We start from the raw sequence: 23,549 nt of genomic DNA on the forward strand, positions 1-23,549 counted from the left end.
TGTTACTTGGATGTCTCTGCTGTAAGCACAGCTTTGCGGGACAGGTTCACACGGCCTTGCTGGTCGATCTCAGTTACTTTGACAGTAATCACATCACCGATAGCAAGAACGTCTTCCACCTTAGCTACACGCTCTGTGGAGACCTGAGAAATATGAACCAATCCGTCTTTACCCGGAAGGATTTCTACAAATGCACCAAATTTCTCAATGCGTTTCACCGTACCTGTATATATTTCACCTACAACCACTTCTTTTACGATACCTTCAATAATGGAACGAGCTTTATCGTTCATCTCCTGATTTGAAGAAGCGATAAATACGCGTCCATCCTGCTCGATATCGATCTTAACGCCAGTCTCTTCAATAATCTTATTGATAATTTTGCCACCGGCGCCAATAACATCACGGATCTTGTCCGGATTAATGTTCATAGTCAAGATCTTAGGAGCATACTGGGATAAAGTTTCTTTAGGCTTCTGGATCACTTCCATCATCTTGGAGAGGATGAACATCCGGCCTTCTTTGGCTTGTCCAAGTGCATCCTGAAGAATCGAACGGTCAATTCCATCAATCTTGATATCCATCTGAATTGCGGTAACCCCTTCAGCAGTACCCGCAACCTTAAAGTCCATATCACCCAGGTGGTCTTCCATGCCTTGGATATCGGTCAAAATAGATACGTGCTCGCCATCTTTGATCAGACCCATAGCTACACCGGCAACAGGCGCTTTAATCGGCACACCCGCGTCCATCATTGCAAGGGTACTTGCGCAAATACTTGCTTGTGATGTCGATCCGTTCGACTCAAGAACCTCGGACACAAGGCGAATCGTGTATGGGAACTCTACTTCAGACGGAATAACCTTCATCAAGGCTCTTTCCCCTAGCGCTCCGTGACCAATCTCCCGGCGGCCTGGTGCACGAAGCGGACGAGCTTCACCCACACTGAACGGAGGGAAGTTATAGTGGTGCATGAAACGCTTGGACTCTTCGAGATCAATGCCATCAAGAATCTGGACATCGCCAAGTGCACCCAAGGTACAAACGCTAAGCGCTTGAGTCTGGCCACGTGTGAACAGACCGGAGCCGTGGGTACGCGGCAGCAGGTTAATGTCACATTCAATTGGACGGATCTCGTCAAGCTTACGTCCGTCAGGACGCACTTTGTCATGCGTAATCAGACGGCGAACTTCTTCTTTCACAATGTCATGCAGCACTTCTTTAACATCCTTCAAGAGCTCCAGCGATTCTATGTACTTTTGCTCAAAAAAGGCCACGGTCTCATCGTTAATCGCATCAATGGCATCTTGACGAGCGTGCTTCTCTACAATCCTAACAGCTTCAACAAGACGGTCAGCCGCATACTCCCGAACTTCCTTATTCACGGTTTCGTCAACCGCATGGAGCTTCACTTCCATCTTCGGCTTGCCGGCAATTTGAACCAGCTCTTCGATTGTATCTACAATTTTCTTAATCTCATCATGTCCGAACATAATCGCTTCGAGCATTACTTCTTCCGGCACTTCATTAGCTTCAGCTTCTACCATCATGATAGCATCTCTGGTTCCTGCCACCACAAGATATAGGTCGCTTGCTTCCTGCTGGGCAATGTCCGGGTTAATGACAAACTCTCCGTTCACGCGTCCAACCGCTACGCCGCCAATAGGACCGCTAAATGGAACATCCGAAATGCTAAGCGCTGCAGATGTACCAATCATAGCTGCGATTTCAGGCTCGCAATCCTGATCCACACTCATGACATAGTTCACAATTTGCACATCGTTACGGAAGCCTTCCGGGAACAATGGACGAATTGGACGGTCAGTCAGACGGCTTGCAAGAATTGCCTTCTCACTAGGTCTGCCTTCACGTTTAATAAATCCGCCTGGAATTTTACCCACCGCATAGAGTTTCTCCTCATAGTTAACGGTCAATGGGAAGAAGTCCAAATCCTTCGGTTGAGTCGATGCGGTCACTGTACACAGAACCACGGTATCACCGTAACGAACAGTAACTGCAGCATTTGCCTGTTTCGCAAGCCTTCCTGTTTCGAGGATCAGCGTTCTTCCTCCGAGCTGCATTTTCACATGGTTTTCCATGAGATCCCTCCTTGTTTCATCTAAAAATTATATGTTCGGTATCTATTTCATTATCTCCTGCTTGTCCCATATTCATAATGTTATAGAGCACAAAAGCTCCACTGCAAGCGAATCGCCTTGCGATCAGGAGTTGATTCTACAAAAAAGGCGCTATCGTAAAAAGCAACCAGGCAGCCACCGTTCGCTTTGATCAAGCGCATCCGGCGGCAACCAGGCTGCTTTGGGTGTTGAACAAGATTAAATTAACGACGCAGGCCGAGTTTTTCAATCAGCGCGCTGTAACGTTGAACGTCTTTGTTCTTCAAGTAAGCAAGAAGCTTACGACGTTGTCCTACCATCTTCAAAAGACCACGACGTGAATGGTGATCTTTCTTGTGGGAACGGAAATGGTTCGTCAAATTGACGATGTTCTCCGTAAGGATAGCAATTTGCACCTCAGGTGATCCAGTGTCGGATTCATGAGTTTTGTGCTCGTCGATCAATTGTTGCTTACGTTCTTGAGTCAATGCCATCCTGATTCACCTCCTTCATTATAATCGCCATCAGCCTCGTTGCCGCCGGTGAGAACGAACAACCAAGCTAAGGTTGCAGTTACCCGCGTGAATATGTTCTCGCGAATACCGTTAGTTAGTATAGCATATTTCATAATTAAAAGTAAACTTTTTACTTCATTATTTCAAACTTTTTAGCAGACTGCGGGCCGTCTCCGCATCTTTGGAGATCTGCGAGATTAACTCTTCAATCGATTGAAACTTCCGTTCCTCACGAATATAACTTATAAGCTCAACCCGCAAATCGTGGCCATAGAGATTACCACTGAAATCGAACACGTGCACCTCGAACCAGCGTTTGCTTACGCCACTATGGAAGGTTGGCTTCACACCAATATTCATCACACCGTGCAGCTCATCTTCACCGTGCTTCACAACGACCGCGTAAACTCCGTTCTTTGGAAGCACATAAGGTTCAGTAAGCTCTACATTTGCTGTAGGAAAGCCAATGGTCCGACCTCTCTTCTCCCCATGGATGACGGTGCCTGAAAGTGTATAAGGCCGTCCTAGCCACTCATTAGCAAGAGCAATATTGCCTTCCAGAAGATACTTACGAATTCCGGAGCTGCTGACCTTCTCGTCATTAATGACAAAAGGCGGAACAGTATAAGTCTGAAAGTGACCTTCGCCAAGGGTCTTAAGCATGTCCGCTTCACCTTCACCCTTATGGCCGAATCTGAAATCAAACCCCACAATCGCGGTATGAATTTGCAGCGGAAGCAGCATCTCCGTTACAAATTCCTTGGGACTGATCCGGGAGAAGTCCTGATTAAATTCAACGACATATAAGAAATCAACACCGGCCAAGCGCAAAAGCTCTTCCTTCTCCTTGGCCGGCGTCAAGTAACCATCATAATCCCCTTTCTTCATTACTTCCTTCGGATGAGGATAGAAGGTCATTAACGAAGTAGGAACTTTATGAGCAGCCCCTTCCTTAATCGCAGCCTGAATCACACTGACATGTCCAAGATGCAGACCGTCAAATTGTCCAAGAGCCAGAATTTGCGGCTTGGCGAAACGTTCGATAATTTCCTTATTTAAAGGATAGGATATGTGTACAGTTTCCAAATTTCTCACCTGCAATTTCCGCTAAATTACTATCACTGCTGCTCTAGTCTTCCGGTAGGAACACTTTGATTGCAGCGATTGCACCTGTCTCCCTTTCCCGGTGAAAGATCCCAAGAAACCTTTCATCTGGACCATATAAGCGAATTGGCTCCTCGCTCTTAACCTCTGGCTGCACCGCAGACCCAGAAAGACGCTGCCCTTGAAGAGCAGCTTTCACTTTCTCAGGAATTACCTGATGGGAAGCAAGGTGTGAGATCGCTTGGTCAACGGGAATCAAATATTGATTCAAGGTTCCGTTCTGAACACAGGCCTCTACTTCTTCGAATGTCAGACAACGAGCCAGAGGAATTCCTGCGGACATCGTCCGCTTAAGCTCTGACATACAAGCTGGTACTCCCAGTGCCTTACCTATATCTACACAGAGTGTACGAATATAGGTCCCTTTGGAGCAAAGAGCCCGAAATGAAATTGTAGGATTGGGACCCTGCGGATCGAATGACATTAATTCAAGCTGGTGGATGGTGACCTCCCGTGACTTACGCTCCACGGTCTTCCCTTCACGGGCGAGCTCATAAAGGCGTTTGCCGTCCTGCTTCAAAGCAGAGAACATGGGAGGAACCTGGGAGATTGTTCCCACGAACTGTTCAAGCACTTCAAGCACCTGCTCCTTGCTAACTTCAATATGCTCGGCGCGCTCAGTAATAGAACCGGTCATATCTTCCGTATCTGTGGCAATCCCAAGGACTAGAGTAGCCTCGTACTCCTTGGGCATTTCCTGCATATACTCGACAACCCGAGTCGCACGTCCGAGACATAGTGGAAGCACACCCGTTACTTGAGGATCAAGTGTACCTGTGTGCCCGATCCGTTTCATTTTTAGCATCCCCCGGGCTTTAGCCACCACATCATGTGAAGTAAAGCCCGCAGGTTTATGGATCGGTAAAACACCTTCATAACCACTCATAGCTGCTCTTTCACCCGTTCTACGACCTGCTTGATAATCTGATCGAGATTTCCTTCAATTCGTGCGCCGGCAGCACGAACATGCCCGCCTCCTCCGAAGCTCTGGGCAACGGCGGCAACATCTACCTTACCCGCGGAACGCAAGCTGACTTTGACGGCATTATCATGGATCACTTTGAACAGCATACCAACTTCGACACCCTGAATATTACGGGGGTAGTTAACAATGCCCTCCAAATCCTCATTAGCCGCACCAGTCTCTATCATATCCTCCGGCGTGATACTAACCCAGCCAATCGTACCATCCTCACTAAGCTGAAGCTTATTAAGGGCTTTTGTCAGGACACGAAGCTGCGGATAGGTCAGCTGTTCAAGCAGCAGTTCGGATAAGCCCGGTCCATCCACCCCATACTGCAGGAGCTTGGAGGCTGCTGCCATCACTTTAGGTGTTGTATTGGAATAGCGGAAGCCTCCCGTGTCAGTCAGCAGTCCTGTATACAAAGCCGTTGCGATATCTTTAGTCAACTCAGTACCCATATATTCGATCAAATCGAACAGGATTTCAGCCGTTGCGGCAGCCTTTGGATGAATAAGATTTACACTTCCATAAGCATCATTCGTGGGATGGTGATCAATATTCAGGATAAGTACATTCTCCGCAAAATACTTCTGCGTCTGTCCAACACGCTGAAAATCAGCGCAATCCACACAGATTACATGCTTGTATGTAGTCTCAAGGGGATTGTCCGACAAATCAATAATTTGATCTGCATGCCACAAATAAGACATTCTGCGCGGAATAGGCCCTTCATTGACCATAGTGTAATTTTTACCCAGACATGAGAGAAGCCAGCCCACCGCTAGGGTGGAACTGACTGCGTCTCCGTCCGGCTGTACATGCGATACTACCAAGAAGTCATTATGCTCCATAAGAAATGCCTTCGCATCTTGGAGCTCCCGTTCATTGGTCTGCATTGCCGTCTCCTTCTTATTTGTCTTCGTGAATCTCTCCAAGCAGCTTCTCGATATGGCTGCCATAAGCAATCGATTCATCAATTTTGAAAATAAGTTCCGGGGTATGCCGAAGCATAACCCGCTTGCCTAGCTCTGACCGAAGAAAGCCCTTGGCCTTCTCCAAACCTTTCAGTGAGTTCTCCTTCTGCTCGGCATCCCCAAATACACTGAGGTATACTTTGGCTTGGGATAAATCACTTGTTACATCAACGCCGGTTACGGTGATAAATCCAATCCGAGGATCTTTCATTTCCGTTTGAATCAGAACGCTGAGTTCCTTTTTTATCTGTTCGCCTACGCGACCTGTACGATTCTTAGCCATGACTACACCTCACAATTACTTGCGTTCTACAGTCTCCATAATAAAGGCTTCAATAACGTCGCCTTCCTTGAGATCATTGTAACCTTCAACGGTAATCCCGCACTCATAGCCTTGTGCTACTTCCTTGGCATCGTCCTTGAAACGTTTCAAGGAATCGATCTTGCCTTCAAATACGACAATACCTTCGCGGATCAAACGGATCTCAGCCGAGCGGGTAATCTTACCGTCTGTAACCATACATCCGGCAATTGTACCGACTTTGCTGATCTTGAACGTGTTACGAACTTCAGCATGACCGATAACACTTTCTTTATAGATCGGATCAAGCATTCCTTTCATAGCCTGTTCAATCTCTTCAATTGCATTATAGATAATCCGGTGTAGACGAATATCCACTTTCTCTTCATCGGCCACCGCTTTGGCGCGTGGCTCTGGACGGACGTTAAAGCCGATCACGATCGCATTAGATGCCGCCGCCAGAATAATATCCGACTCTGTAATGGCACCAGCGCTGCTGTGAAGGATCTTAACACGAACGCCTTCAACTTCAATCTTCTGAAGGGAGCCTTTAAGAGCTTCCACAGAACCTTGAACGTCACCTTTGATGATCACGTTGAGGTCTTTAATTTCTCCATCTTTGATGTGCTTGAACAAATCATCCAAGGTAACACGGGTATTGGAGCCCATTTCAGATTGACGCTGGGTAATCGACCGTTTCTCGGCAATGGAACGAGCCTTGCGCTCATCTTCAAATACCATAAGCGGATCGCCGGCTTGCGGCACTTCGGTCAATCCCGTAATTTCGACCGGAGTTGAAGGGCCAGCTTCTTTCAGACGGCGTCCTTTATCATTAACCATCGCACGGACACGACCGAAACAGTTACCTGCTACAAAAGCATCTCCGACTTTGAGGGTACCATGCTGAACGAGTACGCGCGCCACCGGTCCGCGTCCTTTATCAAGCTCGGCTTCAATTACAGTTCCGCGTGCACGTTTGTCCGGGTTAGCCTTATATTCATTAACTTCGGCAACCAGAAGAATCATTTCAAGCAAACCTTCCAGTCCGATTCTTTGCTTAGCCGATACATTGACAAAGATCGTATCTCCGCCCCACTCTTCAGGGACCAGTTCATAGTTCGTCAACTCTTGTTTTACTCTATCTGGATCAGCATCTGGTTTGTCGATCTTGTTCACCGCAACGATAATCGGGACCCCTGCTGCTTTGGCATGGCTGATCGCCTCCACAGTTTGTGGCATAACACCGTCATCTGCGGCAACAACGATAATGGTAATATCCGTTACCTGCGCACCGCGGGCACGCATCGTTGTGAACGCTTCGTGACCCGGGGTATCGAGGAATGTAATCTTCTTGTGATTAATCTCAACCTGATACGCGCCGATATGCTGGGTAATCCCGCCCGCTTCACCGCCGGTTACGTTAGTAGAACGGATGGCATCAAGCAGGGTCGTTTTACCATGGTCAACGTGACCCATAATCGTAACAACCGGAGGACGTTCTTTCAGATCTGCTTCATCGTCCGTTTCCTCCAGTGTTTCAAACCGGTCATCTTCAACATGGATTTTGATTTCAACTTCAACGCCATAGTCTCCTGCCAGAAGCTGAATGGTATCCAGATCAAGCTCTTGGTTAATGGTTGCCATTACACCTAGGGAGATCAGCTTCTTAATAACTTCAGAAGCGTCCTTATGAAGCAGCTTCGCTGTCTCACCTACAGTCATTTCACCGCGAACGATGATTTTCTTAGGTGTATTGTCAATTTTCTCGCGGCGTTCCTGAGGCTGAGCATTTCTGCCACGATTATTCTTCCCGCCACGGTTATTCTTATAACCGCCTGGTTTGTTGTCATCAAACCGTTTTTGTCCCGGTCTTCCATTGTTGTTATTGCCATTTCTCTTCTGACCTTGGCCTTGACCACCACGGTTAGAAGAGTAATTGTCGTTACCTGAAGAAGCGGTTCTGGCCTGCGGCTGAGAACTACGGTTCTGTTGGTTGTGTGGACGCGGCGTGCTGGATGCATGCTGTCCTCCGCCTTGAGGACGTCCATTGCTGCTGGAAGCAGTGTTGCTGCGGCTTCCATTATTTTGGCCTGAGCGGCCTTGGCCTTGCTGGCTTCCGCCAGCTGACTGGTTACTGCGAACCTGGTTATTCGATTGATTTTGGGGTTTATTATTATTCATGCGTACCTGCTTTTCCTGTTGATTTTTGTTTGAATCCTGATTATTTAGTGAGGCAGCTTGTTCAGAACTTCCGTGATCTGCGCGCTGTCCACCCTGATCTTGAACTTGGCTCTTCGGTTTGTGGTCTCCTCCTGCGGAGACCGAAGCCGGCGATTTAACATGCGCGTCCTTGGACTCTGAACCATCTCTTTTGGCTGCGGCATTGCTTCTGATATCTTTGAAGAAATTCTCCACACGGGATACCGCATCATTCTCCATCACACTCATGTGATTATTAACGGGGATATCTAAACGTTTAAGAATGGTAATGATTTCTTTGCTGCTCATATTAAGTGACTTTGCATATTCGTATACTCTGAGCTTATCCTTGTTATCTTGTTTACTCAATATACTCCACCTCCGACAAATTACTCACTGTTTTTCGAATCATCGCTGCGAAACCCTGATCCGTCAAAGCCAGTACAATCCTCTCCGGTTTGCCTATGCTTGTACCCAGCTGCTCCCGTTTAAATCCGATTATCAAAGGGACTTTATACGTCCCGCATTTGTCGCGGAATTTCTTCTGTGTGTTCGGGGAAGCATCCCCTGCAAGAATGACTAGTTTAGCTTCGGAAGAACGAATGGCCTTTAATACAATCTCGTCTCCGGTGACAATTTTCCCCGCCCGCATGGCCAATCCGAGCTGGGAATACGCCTTATTCATCGTCATCACTTTCCTGTTTAGCCATTGCAGTAAACTCATCTTCCACCGCAATGAAGTCACGAGCAAGCTGTTCATAAATTTCAGGCTTCACTGTCGTCTTTAGTGCCCGGTCTAGCGCCCGGTTCTTATGTGCCAGCTTGAAGCAGGAGACCTGCCCGCACAGATAAGCGCCCCGTCCTGATTTTTTTCCGGATAAATCAATCATGACTTCGTCTTCAGGTGTTCTTACTACACGGATCAACTGCTTCTTAGGCATCATCTGCTGGCAGGCGACGCATTTACGAAGCGGTATTTTTCTTGGCTTCATCTGTATGCCCCCGCCTTTGCATTAATCTATAGAAATTGAATCTTGCGGAAGTTCTTCAGTTGCTGTTCTTGGTCTTCCATATTCTTGCTCGGCCTGGCTCTCGCTCTTGATATCGATCTTCCAGCCGGTAAGCTTTGCAGCAAGACGGGCATTTTGTCCCTTGATCCCAATAGCCAGAGAGAGCTGGTAATCCGGAACAATAACACGTGCCATTTTCTCGCTTTCGAACACTTCGACTTCAAGCACTTTAGAAGGACTTAGTGCATTAGCGACATATTCCTGTACTTCTTCCGAGAAGCGGACGATATCAATCTTCTCACCGCGAAGCTCGTTCACAATCGTCTGTACGCGCAGCCCTTTCGGACCTACGCATGACCCAACCGGATCCACTTCCGGGTTCCGGGAATAGACCGCGATCTTGGAGCGGAATCCAGCCTCACGAGCGACAGAACGGATTTCTACAACGCCGTCAAAAATCTCAGGAACTTCGAGCTCAAACAACCGTTTGAGGAGACCCGGATGTGTGCGGGAGAGTAGGATCTGTGGCCCTTTGGTCGTATTCTCGACCTTGGTGATGAAGGCTTTGATCCGGTCTCCGTGCTTGAACTTCTCATTCGGCATAAGCTCATTAAGCGGAAGATGGGCTTCTACTTTACCAAGGTCCACGTAAATGTTACGGGCATCTTGGCGCTGTACAATCCCGGTCACGATATCTTCTTCTTTGTCTACAAAAGCATTATAGATCAAGCCCCGCTCCGCCTCGCGGATACGTTGGGTAACAACCTGCTTCGCTGTTTGGGCCGCGATACGTCCGAAATCGCGCGGTGTGACTTCAATTTCAGCAATATCGTCCAATTGAAAATGCGGGTTAATCTCCCGCGCTGCCGGAAGCGAAATCTCGGTCCGCAGATCAAGCACTTCTTCCACAATAAGCTTGCGGGCGAACACTTTGATTGCTCCAGTATGACGGTTCATGTCAACACGTACATTTTGCGCGGTATTAAAGTTGCGTTTATAACTGGAGATTAAAGCAGCTTCAATCGCTTCAAACAAAATATCTTTACTGATTCCTTTTTCTCTTTCCAATTCATTCATAGCTTCGATAAAATCCATACTCATTTGCTTCAAGCTCCCCCTTTCATAATTCACCGTTCTTGTCTTCAGTTAGAAAATAATAGCCAGTCTGGCACTGGCGACTTTCGAATACGGGATGGTATGCTGCTTCTTTCCCGAAACCACGAGCAGTTCGTCATTCTCAAATGAAAGAAGCCGGCCTTCGAATTCCTTAAGGCCATCAATCTGCTCGTATGTAGTCACAAATACGTCTTTGCCAACAGCCTTGATTACGTCCTCCGGCTTCTTCAGCGGCCGCTCGGCCCCAGGAGATGACACCTCAAGGAAATACGCAGTCGAAATCGGGTCATTGGCATCAAGCTGTTCACTTAAGTACTCACTGATCCGTCCGCAGTCATCGATGTCGATGCCGCCATCTTTATCAACGAATACGCGCAGAAACCAGTTATTGCCTTCTTTCACATACTCAATGTCTACTAATTCAAAGCCGTTATCCGCTAAAAAAGGCTGGGCCAATTGTTCAACATGTGCTTTGATTTTAGGTGTGCTCAAGCGTTCATACCTCCAAAAGAAACTTCATTCCTATATACCAAAGAGTAAAGAGTGGGTTTCCCCACTCTTTACACAACGGTTCTATCTCCATGATTACCAAAAAAATTATAACATAGTCCAGTAACACTGACAAGTAAGAGACCCTGACTACACTAGCGCTGAACCCTTATCCCATGAGGACTTGGGCAGCCTAACACAAGCTCTGGAGGCGGTCTAATAAGGCTGCCCTTTACTTAAAACAAGGATAACTGATTGCTCTCAGGCAACCCCCTGAATACCCCCATTTGGCTCAAGAGCTCAATAACCGTCTTACTTGCTTTGGACTTCTGCTGGAAGTCCTCGATCGAGAGAAACTCACCTTGATCCTTCGCTGCGGCAATGTTACGGGCAGCATTATCCCCGATCCCTGCAAGGGCTGAGAATGGAGGGATCAATGAATCCCCATCGACGGTAAATTTCAGTGCATCCGAACGATACAAGTCGATATTTTGGAACCGGAGTCCACGGGCCGTCATTTCAAGCGCCATTTCCAGCATCGGGAGCATATTCTTCTCCTTAGGCAGCGCCTGGAAGCCCTTTTGCTCGATCTCCTCAATTCTCCGGTAGATTGCTTCATACCCTTGACAGCAAAGCTCGATATCGAAATCCTCTACACGAACCGAGAAGTAGGTGGCATAAAATTCAATCGGATGATAAAGCTTAAAGTAAGCCGTACGAACAGCCGAGATAACGTAGGCCGCCGCGTGGGCTTTCGGGAACATGTACTGGATTTTGAGACAGGAGTCAATGTACCACTGAGGTACCTTGCATTTCTTCATCTCTTCTATCCACTCGGGCGGCAGACCCTTACCCTTACGCACGCTTTCCGTAATTTTGAAGGCAAGCCCCGCATCCATACCCGCTTTGTAGATCAGGAAGAGCATGATGTCATCGCGGCACCCGATTACGGTCTTGATGTTACATGTATTATTCTTGATTAATTCTTGTGCATTACCGAGCCACACGCCAGTACCGTGAGACAGTCCCGAGATCTGCAATAAGTCGGCAAAAGAGGACGGCTGTGATTCCACAAGCATCTGACGTACAAATTTCGTACCCATCTCCGGCACCCCGTAGGTGGCTACAGGGGTTCGAATTTGCTGCGGCGATACACCAAGCGCCTCCGTTGAGTTGAACATGCTCATAACCTTCGGATCATTCATGGGGATCGTCGTAGGATCAACCCCCGTCAAATCCTGCAGCATTCTCATCATGGTCGGATCATCGTGACCCAGAATATCAAGCTTGAGCAGATTCGCGTCAAAGGCGTGATAATCAAAGTGGGTGGTCTTCCATTCAGAGGATGTGTCATCAGCCGGATATTGAACTGGAGTAATATCATCCACTTCCATATAATCGGGAACGACTACGATACCACCCGGGTGCTGACCGGTGCTGCGCTTAACGCCTGTACATCCTGAAGCCAGACGGCTCAGCTCGGCTGCACGCCACTTTTTACCATGATCCTCTTCATATTTCTTCGCGAATCCAAAGGCGGTCTTCTCGGCAACCGTACCGATGGTTCCGGCACGAAATACGCTCTTCTCTCCGAACAACTCTTTGGTATAGTTGTGGGCATGTGGCTGGTATTCTCCGGAGAAGTTAAGGTCGATATCGGGAACCTTATCCCCTTTAAATCCAAGGAACGTCTCGAACGGGATATCCTGACCTTCACCCTTCAATTTCTCACCGCATTTAGGGCAGGGCTTGTCCGGAAGGTCAAAACCGCTGGGAATACTACCATCAAGGAACCATTCACTATATTTGCACTCTTTGTTCAGACACAGGTAGTGGGCAGGCAGCGGATTAACCTCAGAGATTCCGAGGAACGTAGCTACTACAGACGAACCAACCGAACCCCGGGAACCTACCAGGTAGCCGTCTTGATTGGATTTCTTAACAAGACGCTCGGAGATCAGATAGTTGGCGGAGAACCCGTATTTGATGATAGGCTCAAGCTCTTTCTCCAACCTTGCGACCACTACTTCCGGCAGCTCCTCCCCATAAAGGGACTTGGCCGTATCATAACAAGTCTGCCGAATCTCCTCGTCAGCCCCGTCAATGATAGGCGTGAACAGCTTATCCGGGAAGAGTTCCAACTCCTCAAAGGATTCAGCCAGCTCCGATGTGTTCTTCACTACAACCTCGTGGGCTTTCTCACTTCCAAGGAACTCAAATTCCTTCAGCATCTCTTCCGTCGTACGGAAGTGGGCATCCGGCTTGCGGATATCCTTGAGTGGGCTAAACCCGGTAATCCCGTGAATCGCAATGTCCCTGTACAGCTTATCGCGGGGCTCCAGGTAATGCACGTTACCTGTGGCAATAACCGGCTTGCTGAGCTTCATCCCGATTTCACATACTTTACGAACTGCAGTCTCGAGTTCGGCAGGGCTGCCTACAAGACCTTTCTCCACGAGATGCATATACATGGTTAGCGGCTGAATCTCCAGTACGTCATAGAACTGAGCCACTTCCTCGGCTTCCTCCACCGACTTATTAAGCACGGCTTCGAAGAACTCGCCCTTCTCACATCCGGATATAACGAGAAGACCCTCGCGCATCTCCACCAGCTTGGATTTCGGGATGCAAGGCACACGTTTGAAATATTCGGTATGGGACATGGAGATCAGCTTGAACAAATTCTTCTTGCCCACAGGATTAAGCGCATAAATACTACAGTGGAACGGACGAACATTGGACAAGTCTTTACCAACATGATCGTTCAGTCGATCCAGCATGGTGATCCCCTGAATCTTGGCGGCATCTTCAAGCAGGCCGTTCAAGATCTCACCGAGGGCAACGGTATCATCAATAGCCCGGTGATGATTTTCAAGGGAGACTTTATATTTGGCCGCCAGAGTATTCAGACGGTGATTTTTCAAAGTTGGATACAGCAATCTTGCAAGTTCCAGTGTGTCCAGCACAGAGTTGCTGAGGGGCTCCATATTCAAATCTTTAAGCTTGGCGTTGACAAAACCAACGTCGAACCTGGCATTATGAGCCACTAGAACACCGTCCCCGGCAAACTCGATAAATTCCTTCAGCACAGGCTCAACATCCGGTGCGTCCTTGACCATGTCATCATTGATGTTAGTCAGCTGCTGGATGTTATAAGGAATACGTTCATGAGGGTTGACGAACGTAGCGTAACGGTCAATTTCCTTACCTTCCACCATTTTGATTGCGGCGATCTCGATAATGTTGTTCTGAGTAACTGACAACCCTGTTGTCTCGATGTCAAAGACAATATACGTCGCAGTCTTCAGTTCTAGTGGCCTTGGTTCAAGCACAACAGCCACATTATCATTGACTACGTTAGCTTCTACACCGTAGATCATCTTGATTCCGTTCTTCTTCGCCGCTTTGGCGGCATCAGGATAACACTGAACTCCGCCGTGATCGGTAACGGCTATGGCTTTGTGGCCCCATTTTGCAGCCATTTTGACATATTGATCAATCGGGGTTACCGCATCCATGGTGCTCATGGTCGTGTGCAGATGGAATTCAACCCGCTTCTCGGGAGCATTATCCTTGCGTCCAGCAGGCGCTCCAACTTCTGTCAGATCCGAAGGAATCATAACAAGCTCGGGGATCTGCATGAAGCGATCATATTCGATACGTCCGCGAGCCTTCACCCATTTACCATTTGCAAGCTGATTCATGATCTTGAGATCTTCCTTGTTCTTGGCGAACATCTTCATTTGCAAAGAATCACTGAAATCAGTCAGGTAGTACGTAAAGAGTGTGCTTCCGTTACGAAGCTCTTTGCTCTCAAGACCAAAGATCGTTCCTTGAATCGTAATCTTCTTCTCTTCATCCTGAATATCCTTGAGCGGTGTTGGCTGTTCCTTGATTTCATAGCCTACCTGAAGCTTAACTACTTCCCCGCTATCATCTTCAGGCTCTGGCTCTGGCTCCATGCTGGTCATCATCTGCTGAATAACTTCACGTTCTTCCTCGACAATCCGCTGCTGGAATTCTTCAAACGCTTCATTACGGCCTTCACCCGTCTGGAGCTTTACCCTTAAAGGAAGTGCGAAGTAGGTTTCATAAAAAGTTACTACCGCCCGATCTATGCCCTTCTTCTTGGCAAGCTCAAGCGACGTCGCATCGCTCATGGAAATAACAACCAGGTCCTGCTCGACTTCAAAGGTCGCCCTTGTCATCCATCCGTTGACGGAAGGAACCTCACGCTGAACCCATTCCAGAAACAGCTTCCAATATTCCGAAACGATCTGGGTGCTGGTGATCCCACTCGCGTATTTAAATTCAAAACTGATTTTTGAGATGTGCTGCATTCTCTCCTGAACCTGGAGACAAAAAGTCCTATAAACCTGGCCAGGCACCAGTGTTTCTTTATGAATAACGATCTTCCATTCTTTATTGCTTCGACTTACTTCTACCTTCTCAATCCATCCATCCAGGAAATGGGCATCAATTAAAGCGCCCGGAATTTCCGTCTGCTTCATTAAGAGCTCAAACCGTGTTCTCTTGTCCCCCGCTTGGCTCATGTTCCCCTCCCCTTCTTACCTCAAATACGTTAATTCTTATATGCTGACACTTATAAAGCTCGAATTCGTGCTATCTCCATCAGTTTCATTTGCCTGAAATAAAAAAGGCTTCCAGACCGAGAGTTGCGGGCATTCTTGCCCAATCAACATACTGCCGGAAGCCCCCTCTGTACTATGTGTAATGCAGGTTACCTGCTAACTTTACATGACGTTTCTGATCGGGGCGCTATTTTAGTAGGCTCTGGCAAATAACACGGTGTGCTTAGCCTGTTCGCCACACACGAGACAAGTGTGCTTCTCCACCTCAGCACGGAATGGAATGTTCCGGCTTGTTGCGCCAGTCTCGCTCTTCACGGTGTCCTCACAAGCATCAGAACCGCACCAGCCAGCAAGGGTGAAGCCGCGTTGTTCTTCGACTTTGGCTTTCATCTCATCCAGAGTATCCACGGAATAGAAATTCTCTTCGCGGAAGGATTTAGCGCGAGCATACATCTCTTGATGAACCTGCTCCAGCATTGCCTGAACCTCTTGAACAAGATTAGCCTGCTCAACGACCTTCTTCTCTCCGCTAATTCTGGATACCAGAACACATACACCGTTCTCCATATCCCGAGGTCCAATCTCAAGACGGATCGGAACTCCGCGCATTTCATATTCGTTGAATTTCCAGCCAGGACGTACATCTGCACGGTCGTCAATACCTACACGGACACCGGCCTTCTTCAGCTCACTGAACAATTCATCTGCTCTACCTACAACCAAATCACGAGTTTTAGGAGGGCCGATCGGAATAATCATGACCTGCTTAGGAGCCACTTTAGGTGGGAGAGCCAGACCTCGGTCATCCCCATGGACCATGATCAGAGAACCGATCAGACGTGTGCTGACACCCCATGAAGTGGTGTGAACATACTCCTGTACATTTTCACGATTCAGGTATTTGATTTCGAAAGCTTTGGCAAAATTAGTTCCGAGATAATGAGAGGTTCCCGCCTGTACGGCGCGGCCATCTTTCATCATAGCTTCAATCGAGAAAGTATCCACAGCACCCGCAAATTTCTCAGACGGGGTCTTCTGACCCACAATAACAGGGATCGCAAGATAATTCTCAACAAAGTCACGATAGATCTCCAGAATCTTCATCGTTTCCTCGCGTGCTTCCTCTTCATTCTCATGTGCAGTGTGCCCTTCCTGCCAGAGGAATTCACTTGTGCGTAGGAATGGGAGAGTCCGTTTCTCCCAGCGGACCACGTTCGCCCACTGATTAATCAGAACCGGAAGATCACGATAGGACTGAATCCATCTTTCGTACATATGCCCGATCATGGTCTCAGAAGTCGGACGAACGGCAAGACGCTCTTCCAGCTTCTCACCAGCTGCTTCAGTTACCCAAGGGAGCTCAGGATTAAATCCTTCCACATGCTCTTTCTCTTTCTGGAAAAAGCTCTCCGGGATGAACAAGGGGAAGTATGCATTCCGGTGTCCAGTCTCTTTGAAACGCCGATCCAGCTCTTGCTGGATATGTTCCCAGATCTCATACCCGTCAGGCTTAAACACGATACAGCCCCGAACAGGTGAATAGTCCATTAGATCCGCTTTTTTGATTACATCAATATACCAGCGCGAGAAATCCTCCTGCTGGGGTGTAATTTCGGTCACAAACTGTTTGTCTTCGTTCGCCATAAGAAACGTTGTCCTCCCATTAAATAACCCTGAATTTCTATATGAATTGAACTAAAGACTGCATGATCGATTCCTTTAGTTCATTCCATCTTTTTATCCGTTAATCAAACGCAATATATCATTGTACGTTACTGCAATCATAAGCAGGAATAGCATCGCAAATCCGATGAAATGTACCATGCCCTCCCGGCCTGGATCGACCGGCTTGCCGCGGAGTGCCTCCACACCCAGGAAGACAAGACGGCTGCCATCAAGTGCTGGAATCGGAAGAAGGTTAAAGATCCCCAGATATAAGCTAAGAATGGCCGCCCAGTAAGTCAACTGTACAATCCCCTGCTTGGCGATTTGACCTGTAACTTCGAATGTACGAACGGGTCCGCCAAGATCGTTCATGTTGAATTTATTAATCAGCTGCTTGAAGCCTAGAAAAATAGCGTCTGTTGTATTGACCATGTCGTGTCCGGCTGTCGTGAAAGTCTCTCCAAACCCGGCACTCCGCGTAGGAAACACAGGGGTTACCCCCACCTTTCCACCTTCTTGACCCGCCATTTCCCTAGGCGTAAGAGTCACCTGTAGCGGCTGACCGTTTCTGATTACTGTCCAATCCATAGGCTTGTCTTTGGAAGCGGAGATCAGCTTAATCATGTTATCACGATCTGCCCCGACCTTAACTCCATTGATCGTATCTATGATATCGCCCTTTTGCAAATGAGCCTCATCTGCTGGCATTCCTTTTGAAATTTCACCAATTTCCAGATAAGTTGGATTTTCAATTTGAATTCCCGCCATTTGTGTATGCAGAGCGAACAAAATAAAAGCCAAAATAAAATTCATCAAGGGTCCAGCGAATATGGAAAGTGCACGCTGTCCAACGGTTTTGCTTCCGTATTGGCGATCCCTTGGGGCAATCTGAATTTCCTTGCCTTTCGCAATTAACACAGCCTTGGGATCAACCGGAAAGGTCTGACTATCCCCGTCAACATCAAGAATAATCTGAAGCTTATCTTCCAGATCCGCAGACTGAACTTCACCGCGAATTACATTCTTCCGGTTATCCAGCCGGTCCAGATAAATCTTGGTAACCGTAGGACCCGAAAGCCGGAGCGCTACCGTCTGGCCAGGCTGTACTCCTACAAGTTCAGGATCTTCTCCTGCCATGCGGGCGTATCCGCCAAAGGGCAGTAGTCTAAGTGTGAATTGAGTCTCATCCCGTTTGTAAGAAAACAATTTTGGACCAAAGCCAATTGCAAATTCACGTACCAGAATACCGGCGCGTTTCGCAAAGTAATAGTGTCCCCATTCATGGACAGTTACGATGAGAAAAAACATCAGCACCGTCAGAAATATAATCTGCAGCATTTCCAATCGAGAGCATCCTCCTTTGTTATCAGGTCGCTGTGTATGATTACCCTGCTAATTCTTCACCATTCATACTATTTCCGGACCGGAGTATTCAAGGATCTCTACTTCCGGACCAGTCCCTACAAAAGGGAAGCTGTCTCCCTGGCCCAACCATCAGCCTCATGGATCGCTTCAAGATCAGGGCTTGCCACAACCGTATGACGAGACAAGGTCTCTTCTATGATAGATTCAATCTTCAGAAACGATATCTCCCGGTTCAAAAAGCGGGCAACCGCAACCTCATTTGCTGCATTAAATACAGATGGAGCCGTACCACCTATTTTACCACATTCAAAGGCTAGTCTTAAACATGGGAACCGATTGAAATCCATCTCTCGGAAGTTCAGGCTGCCAATTTGTGCGAGCGATAACCGCGGTGTCTTGGAAATCCACCGATCGGGATAGGTGAGTGCATACTGAATGGGTACGCGCATATCCGGATTACCGAGCTGTGCAATAATGCTGCTATCCTGAAATTCTACATAGGAATGAATGATGCTTTCCGGATGAAGCAAAACGCCGATCTTCTCATAAGGGAGATCAAATAACCAGTGAGCCTCAATCACTTCAAGCCCTTTATTGACCATGGTTGCTGAATCAATTGTGATTTTAGCTCCCATGGACCAATTCGGATGCTTAAGGGCATCCTCAACGGTTACATTGGTTAGCTGTTCCCTTGTCATATCACGAAATGAGCCGCCCGAAGCGGTTAGCGTGATTTGTGCAATATCCGACTTATTCTCCCCGCCTAGACATTGAAAAATAGCCGAATGTTCGCTGTCGATCGGAAGCAGAGAGACTCCCTTGTCTCTTGCTAACGAGGTAACCAAGTGACCTGCTGTGACAAGAGTCTCCTTGTTAGCAAGCCCAATTGTCTTCCCCTCTTGAATAGCAGCAATTGTAGCCGGAAGACCTGTACTGCCAACAACTGCAGTGATTACCATGTCCGCATCTGTTCCAGCCGCGACTTCGATAAGCCCTTCGGGACCATAGAACAGCTGCACGCCTTGAGGCAAGTAAGGCCTAATCTCATCTGCTAGCGCTTTGCTTCCAACAGAAGCCTTCTTCGGATTGAACTGCTTTACCTGGCTAAGGAACAGCTCCAGGTTAGTACCGGCAGCCAAACCTTCAATTTGAAAATGATCCGGGTATGCCGAAACGACATCCAGTGTTTGTGTACCTATAGAACCGGTTGAACCGATGATTGCCAGTTTCTTCATAACATACCTCTCATCTCATATCTCTGCCCGATACCAACTTTAGTTGAAGGGAAGCAGCATTAGAATATGTACAAAGGGAAACACCGTGATCCAGCTGTCACACCTGTCCAATATCCCGCCGTGCCCAGGAAGCAATGTACCTGAATCCTTAATCCCGTATACTCTCTTGTAAGCGGATTGCACCAAATCACCCAACTGACCAACCACAGCTGCTGAAGCGCCAATCAAGACAGCAAGCGGGATTGATAACAGTCCACCGGAGAAAATGGCGAATACGGAAGCCGTTACGATCGCAATAAGGACACCCCCAAGTGCCCCTTCCACCGTTTTGTTGGGACTGATCGCCGGCCATAACTTATTCTTCCCCCATTTGCGTCCTGTAAAATAGGCTCCCGCATCACTTGCCCAAATGGAGAACAGGAGAAGAAAGGTCCAGAACAACCCATGTCCATCCGGTGTATTACGGGATTCTGCAATATAGGAGAACCCAATCCCCACATAGATAGCACCCAAGAAGTGCATCGCCACATGGTTAATATTCGTAGCATTCTTTGTAAAAACAGTAACAAACAAAAATAGAAGCATTAACAACCATATGATTTGGAGCGGCTCAGGCAGGAAAGGACTACCCAGCAGCTTCCACGGAAATACGAGCATGATGACACCGATGAAGCCAAGTAATGCAGTGCCGCTCCAGGGCGGCGTCTTGGTCATACGAATAAATTCATAATAACCGATCAGTGACATGATCAGAATTAAACCATGATACCATAGACCGCCTGCTAGGCAAGGCCCAAGGAATAACACGCCCGCTATAAGTCCTGTAATGATACGTTGCTTCAAAGATGTCCACCTCCGTCCTGCTTAAGATAATCCGCCATACCGCCGTGTTCTCCTCTGAAACTCAGCGACAGCTTGAAACAAATGATCTCTCGAGAACTCCGGCCAGTATATATCCGTAAACCAAAGTTCACTGTATGCGAGCTGCCATAACATGAAGTTACTGAGTCTGAGTTCGCCGCTTGTGCGAATCAGCAGATCCGGATCAGGAAGCTCTGAGGAATGAAGATGGGACCCTATCCACTCTTCTGTGAGATCTTCAGGTGAAAGTGATCCCGCGGCAATTTGCCGTCCTGCCTCCTTGAATACTTCTTTAATTTCACGCCGGCTACCGTAGTTCAAGGCGAAGTTCAGAACCAGACCTGTATTATGCTTGGTACGTCTGATGGCTTCTTCCATAGCCGCAATCGTATGCTTGGGAAGCTCTTCGGGATGTCCCATCATTTGAATCCGCACATTCTTCTCAATTAGTTCTTCCAGCTCAATCGCCAGAAACTCCTCAGGAAGACGCATCAAGAAATCGACTTCATCTTTGGGTCTTTTCCAGTTTTCCGTAGAAAAAGCATAAAGCGTTAAATATTTAATACCTATCTCGTCCGCTGCGATCGCCGTGCGTTTGACAGCTTTCATTCCGTTCTGGTGTCCAACAATTCGCGGTAAGCCGCGGCGATTGGCCCAACGTCCGTTGCCGTCCATAATGATTGCAACATGGCTCGGAACATTGTCCTTTGACAAGCTCGGAAGAGTCTGCTTTTGTTCTTTTTTCCACCAGGATTGAAATACTTTAATCATTCCTTTTCCTCCAAGCGGTGATGAAAAAGAGACAAACCCCACCATATAAGGAGGGGCCGCTTACGTCTCTTAAACTTCCATAATCTCTTTTTCTTTCGCAGCGAGCACTTTGTCAACTTCCGCGATAAATTTATCAGTCGTTTTTTGAATATCATCTTGATGACGACGGGATTCGTCCTCAGAGATATCTGTCTTCTCTAGCTTCTTAATATCGTCATTGGCATCACGGCGGATATTCCGAATAGCCACCTTAGCTTCTTCACCGTATTTCTTCGTTGTCTTTACAAGCTCAATCCGGCGTTCTTCCGTAAGAGGAGGAATAGACAGACGAATGGTCGCACCGTCATTAGCCGGTGTAAGACCCAGATCAGACTTTTGAATAGCACGCTCAATATCAGCCAAAGACGACTTGTCCCAAGGTTGAATGAGCAATGTACGGGAATCTGGCGTGTTAATGTTAGCCAATTGATTGAGTGGAGTAGATGCGCCGTAATATTCCACATGCACCCGATCAAGCAGAGCTGGAGTAGCACGTCCGGCACGAAGAGTCAGCAAATCTCTCTTCAAGGATTGAATGGCTTTGTCCATGCGTTCTTCGGCATTTTTCTTAACCGATTGTGGCATTAGTCTACACTCCCTTTAACGATTGTGCCAATTCTTTCACCAAGAACGACACGTTTAATGTTGCCTTGCTCTGTTATTGCGAACACGATAAGCGGGATATTATTGTCCATACACAGCGAGGATGCCGTCGAATCCATTACACCCAGGTTCTTGCTGAGTACTTCCATATAAGTCAGCTGCTCAAATTTCTCAGCAGTCGGATCTACGAATGGATCAGCAGAGTAGACACCGTCTACCTTATTCTTAGCCATTAGAATTACTTCGGCTTCAATTTCTGCTGCACGAAGAGCTGCAGTCGTATCAGTTGAGAAGAACGGATTCCCTGTTCCTGCTGCAAAAATAACGACACGCCCTTTTTCAAGATGACGGATTGCTCTCCGTCTGATATATGGTTCAGCAATCTGTTGCATCGCAATAGACGTCTGAACCCGTGTTGGCACATCAATTTGTTCTAATGCGTCCTGCAGGGCAAGCGAGTTCATCAGAGTAGCCAGCATCCCCATGTAGTCCGCAGTTGCGCGGTCAATACCTTTAGCGCTGCCTGCAATACCTCTCCAGATGTTACCGCCTCCGCAGACAATTGCAACTTCCACACCAAGCTCAACGACCTCTTTGACCTGCTCTGCAATGGAGGTAATGGTTTCGGCATCTATACCGTAACCGTTCTGTCCGGCTAAAGACTCTCCGCTGACCTTTAAGACAACACGTTTAAATACAGGCTGTTCCAAATGCAAACCCTCCACTTTAAATCACCGATTTCTATAGGCCTCTTAGTTAAACTTTTAGTTAAAAAAGAAGGAACACGGCGTGTTCCAGTCTTTTCTAGATTCCATTTAGTTATATTATACGCTCTTGCGTAAGGATCTAAAATCTAAATATTTCAGATCCTCATGCAAAGATAGACTGTTTAGTTCTTAACTTGGGACAATACTTCTTCTACGAAGTTGTCAACTTTCTTCTCAAGGCCTTCGCCCAGCTCGTAACGGGCAAAACGGCGGATGGAGATGTTCTCTCCGATTGTGCTGATCTTCTCGTTAAGCAATTGGGAAATAGTTTTGTCCGGGTCTTTAACGAAAGATTGCTCAAGCAGGCAATATTCTTCGTAGTATTTACCGATACGTCCTTCGACCATTTTCTCAACGATTTTCTCAGGCTTACCTTCGTTAAGCGCTTGAGCCTTAAGAATTTCTTTCTCTTTCTCGATATCGCCAGCAGGAACTTCTTCACGGCGAACATATTTAGGGTTCGAAGCCGCGATGTGCATAGCGATGTCGCGAGCGAATTCTTTGAACTGCTCTGTCATAGCCACGAAGTCAGTCTCACAGTTGATTTCAACAAGAACGCCGATACGTCCGCCAGCGTGGATGTAAGATTGAACCACACCTTCTGTTGCAACACGTCCAGCTTTGTTGCTTGCCGCGGAAAGACCTTTCTCGCGAAGCAGTTCAGCCGCTTTCGTCAAATCTCCGTTTGCTTCTTCCAAAGCCTTTTTGCAATCAAGCATACCCGCGCCTGTTTTTTCGCGTAGTTCTTTTACCGCTTTTGCATCTACTGCCATGAGTATAACCTCCATCAATTTTAGTGGGA

General features: G+C 47.5%; 20 protein-coding genes. All 20 read right to left on the reverse strand.

Annotation, left to right across the window (positions count from 1 at the left end; all coding sequences use genetic code 11):
- Positions 1–2: 2 nt before the first annotated feature.
- Positions 3–2,099 carry a polyribonucleotide nucleotidyltransferase gene (gene pnp, locus ACRRNK_RS13710; protein WP_433943292.1) on the reverse strand — a complete coding sequence of 699 codons (2,097 nt, stop codon included), beginning with the start codon at positions 2,097–2,099 and terminating at the stop codon, positions 3–5.
- 242 nt (positions 2,100–2,341) lie between these two features.
- Positions 2,342–2,611, reverse strand: a complete 270-nt coding sequence (rpsO, locus tag ACRRNK_RS13715) for a 30S ribosomal protein S15 (RefSeq protein WP_127199705.1) — start codon at positions 2,609–2,611, stop codon at positions 2,342–2,344.
- A 159-nt stretch (positions 2,612–2,770) separates the two neighbouring features.
- A complete protein-coding gene (locus ACRRNK_RS13720) occupies positions 2,771–3,718 on the reverse strand; it encodes a bifunctional riboflavin kinase/FAD synthetase (protein WP_433946898.1) in 948 nt (315 codons plus the stop codon).
- A 43-nt stretch (positions 3,719–3,761) separates the two neighbouring features.
- Positions 3,762–4,682, reverse strand: coding sequence for a tRNA pseudouridine(55) synthase TruB (gene truB, locus ACRRNK_RS13725; protein ID WP_433943293.1), 921 nt, complete (start codon positions 4,680–4,682; stop codon positions 3,762–3,764).
- Positions 4,679–5,656: a DHH family phosphoesterase gene (locus ACRRNK_RS13730; protein WP_433946899.1), complete on the reverse strand. Its 978-nt coding sequence runs from the start codon at positions 5,654–5,656 to the stop codon at positions 4,679–4,681. The genes truB and ACRRNK_RS13730 overlap by 4 nt, the downstream gene beginning before the upstream one ends.
- A 13-nt stretch (positions 5,657–5,669) precedes the next feature.
- A complete protein-coding gene (gene rbfA, locus ACRRNK_RS13735; protein ID WP_433943294.1) occupies positions 5,670–6,017 on the reverse strand; it encodes a 30S ribosome-binding factor RbfA in 348 nt (115 codons plus the stop codon).
- Positions 6,018–6,032: 15 nt separating this feature from the next.
- Positions 6,033–8,603, reverse strand: coding sequence for a translation initiation factor IF-2 (gene infB, locus ACRRNK_RS13740; protein ID WP_433943295.1), 2,571 nt, complete (start codon positions 8,601–8,603; stop codon positions 6,033–6,035).
- Positions 8,596–8,919: a L7Ae/L30e/S12e/Gadd45 family ribosomal protein gene (locus ACRRNK_RS13745; RefSeq protein ID WP_127199699.1), complete on the reverse strand. Its 324-nt coding sequence runs from the start codon at positions 8,917–8,919 to the stop codon at positions 8,596–8,598. Before ACRRNK_RS13745 ends, infB begins: the two co-directional genes overlap by 8 nt.
- Positions 8,912–9,226, reverse strand: coding sequence for an RNase P modulator RnpM (rnpM, locus tag ACRRNK_RS13750; RefSeq protein ID WP_433943296.1), 315 nt, complete (start codon positions 9,224–9,226; stop codon positions 8,912–8,914). The genes ACRRNK_RS13745 and rnpM overlap by 8 nt, the downstream gene beginning before the upstream one ends.
- A gap of 21 nt (positions 9,227–9,247) precedes the next feature.
- Complete coding sequence (gene nusA / locus ACRRNK_RS13755; protein ID WP_433943297.1) at positions 9,248–10,345, reverse strand: transcription termination factor NusA; 1,098 nt, start codon at positions 10,343–10,345, stop codon at positions 9,248–9,250.
- A 45-nt stretch (positions 10,346–10,390) separates the two neighbouring features.
- Entirely contained in the window at positions 10,391–10,852 is a 462-nt protein-coding gene (gene rimP / locus ACRRNK_RS13760) for a ribosome maturation factor RimP (protein ID WP_251375619.1), read from the reverse strand.
- Positions 10,853–11,085: 233 nt separating this feature from the next.
- Positions 11,086–15,402 (reverse strand): PolC-type DNA polymerase III, encoded by a 4,317-nt coding sequence (locus tag ACRRNK_RS13765; protein WP_433943298.1) that lies wholly within the window; start codon positions 15,400–15,402, stop codon positions 11,086–11,088.
- A gap of 231 nt (positions 15,403–15,633) precedes the next feature.
- Entirely contained in the window at positions 15,634–17,085 is a 1,452-nt protein-coding gene (gene proS / locus ACRRNK_RS13770; RefSeq protein WP_433943299.1) for a proline--tRNA ligase, read from the reverse strand.
- Between the two features lie 93 nt (positions 17,086–17,178).
- Positions 17,179–18,450, reverse strand: a complete 1,272-nt coding sequence (rseP, locus tag ACRRNK_RS13775) for an RIP metalloprotease RseP (protein WP_433943300.1) — start codon at positions 18,448–18,450, stop codon at positions 17,179–17,181.
- 116 nt (positions 18,451–18,566) lie between these two features.
- On the reverse strand, positions 18,567–19,706 hold the full coding sequence (locus tag ACRRNK_RS13780; RefSeq protein WP_433943301.1) for a 1-deoxy-D-xylulose-5-phosphate reductoisomerase: 1,140 nt from the start codon (positions 19,704–19,706) through the stop codon (positions 18,567–18,569).
- Positions 19,707–19,745: 39 nt separating this feature from the next.
- Positions 19,746–20,549 carry a phosphatidate cytidylyltransferase gene (locus tag ACRRNK_RS13785; RefSeq protein WP_433943302.1) on the reverse strand — a complete coding sequence of 268 codons (804 nt, stop codon included), beginning with the start codon at positions 20,547–20,549 and terminating at the stop codon, positions 19,746–19,748.
- 21 nt (positions 20,550–20,570) lie between these two features.
- The gene (locus ACRRNK_RS13790) at positions 20,571–21,338 is read right to left on the reverse strand and encodes an isoprenyl transferase (protein WP_433943303.1); all 768 of its coding nucleotides are present in this window, start codon (positions 21,336–21,338) and stop codon (positions 20,571–20,573) included.
- A gap of 69 nt (positions 21,339–21,407) precedes the next feature.
- On the reverse strand, positions 21,408–21,962 hold the full coding sequence (frr, locus tag ACRRNK_RS13795; protein ID WP_433943304.1) for a ribosome recycling factor: 555 nt from the start codon (positions 21,960–21,962) through the stop codon (positions 21,408–21,410).
- Positions 21,962–22,690: a UMP kinase gene (pyrH, locus tag ACRRNK_RS13800; RefSeq protein ID WP_068619280.1), complete on the reverse strand. Its 729-nt coding sequence runs from the start codon at positions 22,688–22,690 to the stop codon at positions 21,962–21,964. Before pyrH ends, frr begins: the two co-directional genes overlap by 1 nt.
- A 179-nt stretch (positions 22,691–22,869) precedes the next feature.
- Entirely contained in the window at positions 22,870–23,520 is a 651-nt protein-coding gene (gene tsf / locus ACRRNK_RS13805; protein WP_433943305.1) for a translation elongation factor Ts, read from the reverse strand.
- Positions 23,521–23,549: the final 29 nt, after the last annotated feature.

The sequence above is a fragment of the Paenibacillus sp. SN-8-1 genome (assembly GCF_050995535.1).
GTDB lineage: Bacteria > Bacillota > Bacilli > Paenibacillales > Paenibacillaceae > Fontibacillus.

Coding starts and splice junctions, on each gene's coding strand:
- pnp (WP_433943292.1), bottom strand. CDS start 2,099: ATGGAAAACCATGTGAAAATGCAGCTCGGAGGAAGAACGCTGATCCTC.
- rpsO (WP_127199705.1), bottom strand. CDS start 2,611: ATGGCATTGACTCAAGAACGTAAGCAACAATTGATCGACGAGCACAAA.
- truB (WP_433943293.1), bottom strand. CDS start 4,682: ATGAGTGGTTATGAAGGTGTTTTACCGATCCATAAACCTGCGGGCTTT.
- ACRRNK_RS13730 (WP_433946899.1), bottom strand. CDS start 5,656: ATGCAGACCAATGAACGGGAGCTCCAAGATGCGAAGGCATTTCTTATG.
- rbfA (WP_433943294.1), bottom strand. CDS start 6,017: ATGGCTAAGAATCGTACAGGTCGCGTAGGCGAACAGATAAAAAAGGAA.
- ACRRNK_RS13745 (WP_127199699.1), bottom strand. CDS start 8,919: ATGAATAAGGCGTATTCCCAGCTCGGATTGGCCATGCGGGCGGGGAAA.
- rnpM (WP_433943296.1), bottom strand. CDS start 9,226: ATGAAGCCAAGAAAAATACCGCTTCGTAAATGCGTCGCCTGCCAGCAG.
- nusA (WP_433943297.1), bottom strand. CDS start 10,345: ATGAGTATGGATTTTATCGAAGCTATGAATGAATTGGAAAGAGAAAAA.
- ACRRNK_RS13765 (WP_433943298.1), bottom strand. CDS start 15,402: ATGAGCCAAGCGGGGGACAAGAGAACACGGTTTGAGCTCTTAATGAAG.
- proS (WP_433943299.1), bottom strand. CDS start 17,085: ATGGCGAACGAAGACAAACAGTTTGTGACCGAAATTACACCCCAGCAG.
- ACRRNK_RS13780 (WP_433943301.1), bottom strand. CDS start 19,706: ATGAAGAAACTGGCAATCATCGGTTCAACCGGTTCTATAGGTACACAA.
- ACRRNK_RS13790 (WP_433943303.1), bottom strand. CDS start 21,338: ATGATTAAAGTATTTCAATCCTGGTGGAAAAAAGAACAAAAGCAGACT.
- frr (WP_433943304.1), bottom strand. CDS start 21,962: ATGCCACAATCGGTTAAGAAAAATGCCGAAGAACGCATGGACAAAGCC.
- tsf (WP_433943305.1), bottom strand. CDS start 23,520: ATGGCAGTAGATGCAAAAGCGGTAAAAGAACTACGCGAAAAAACAGGC.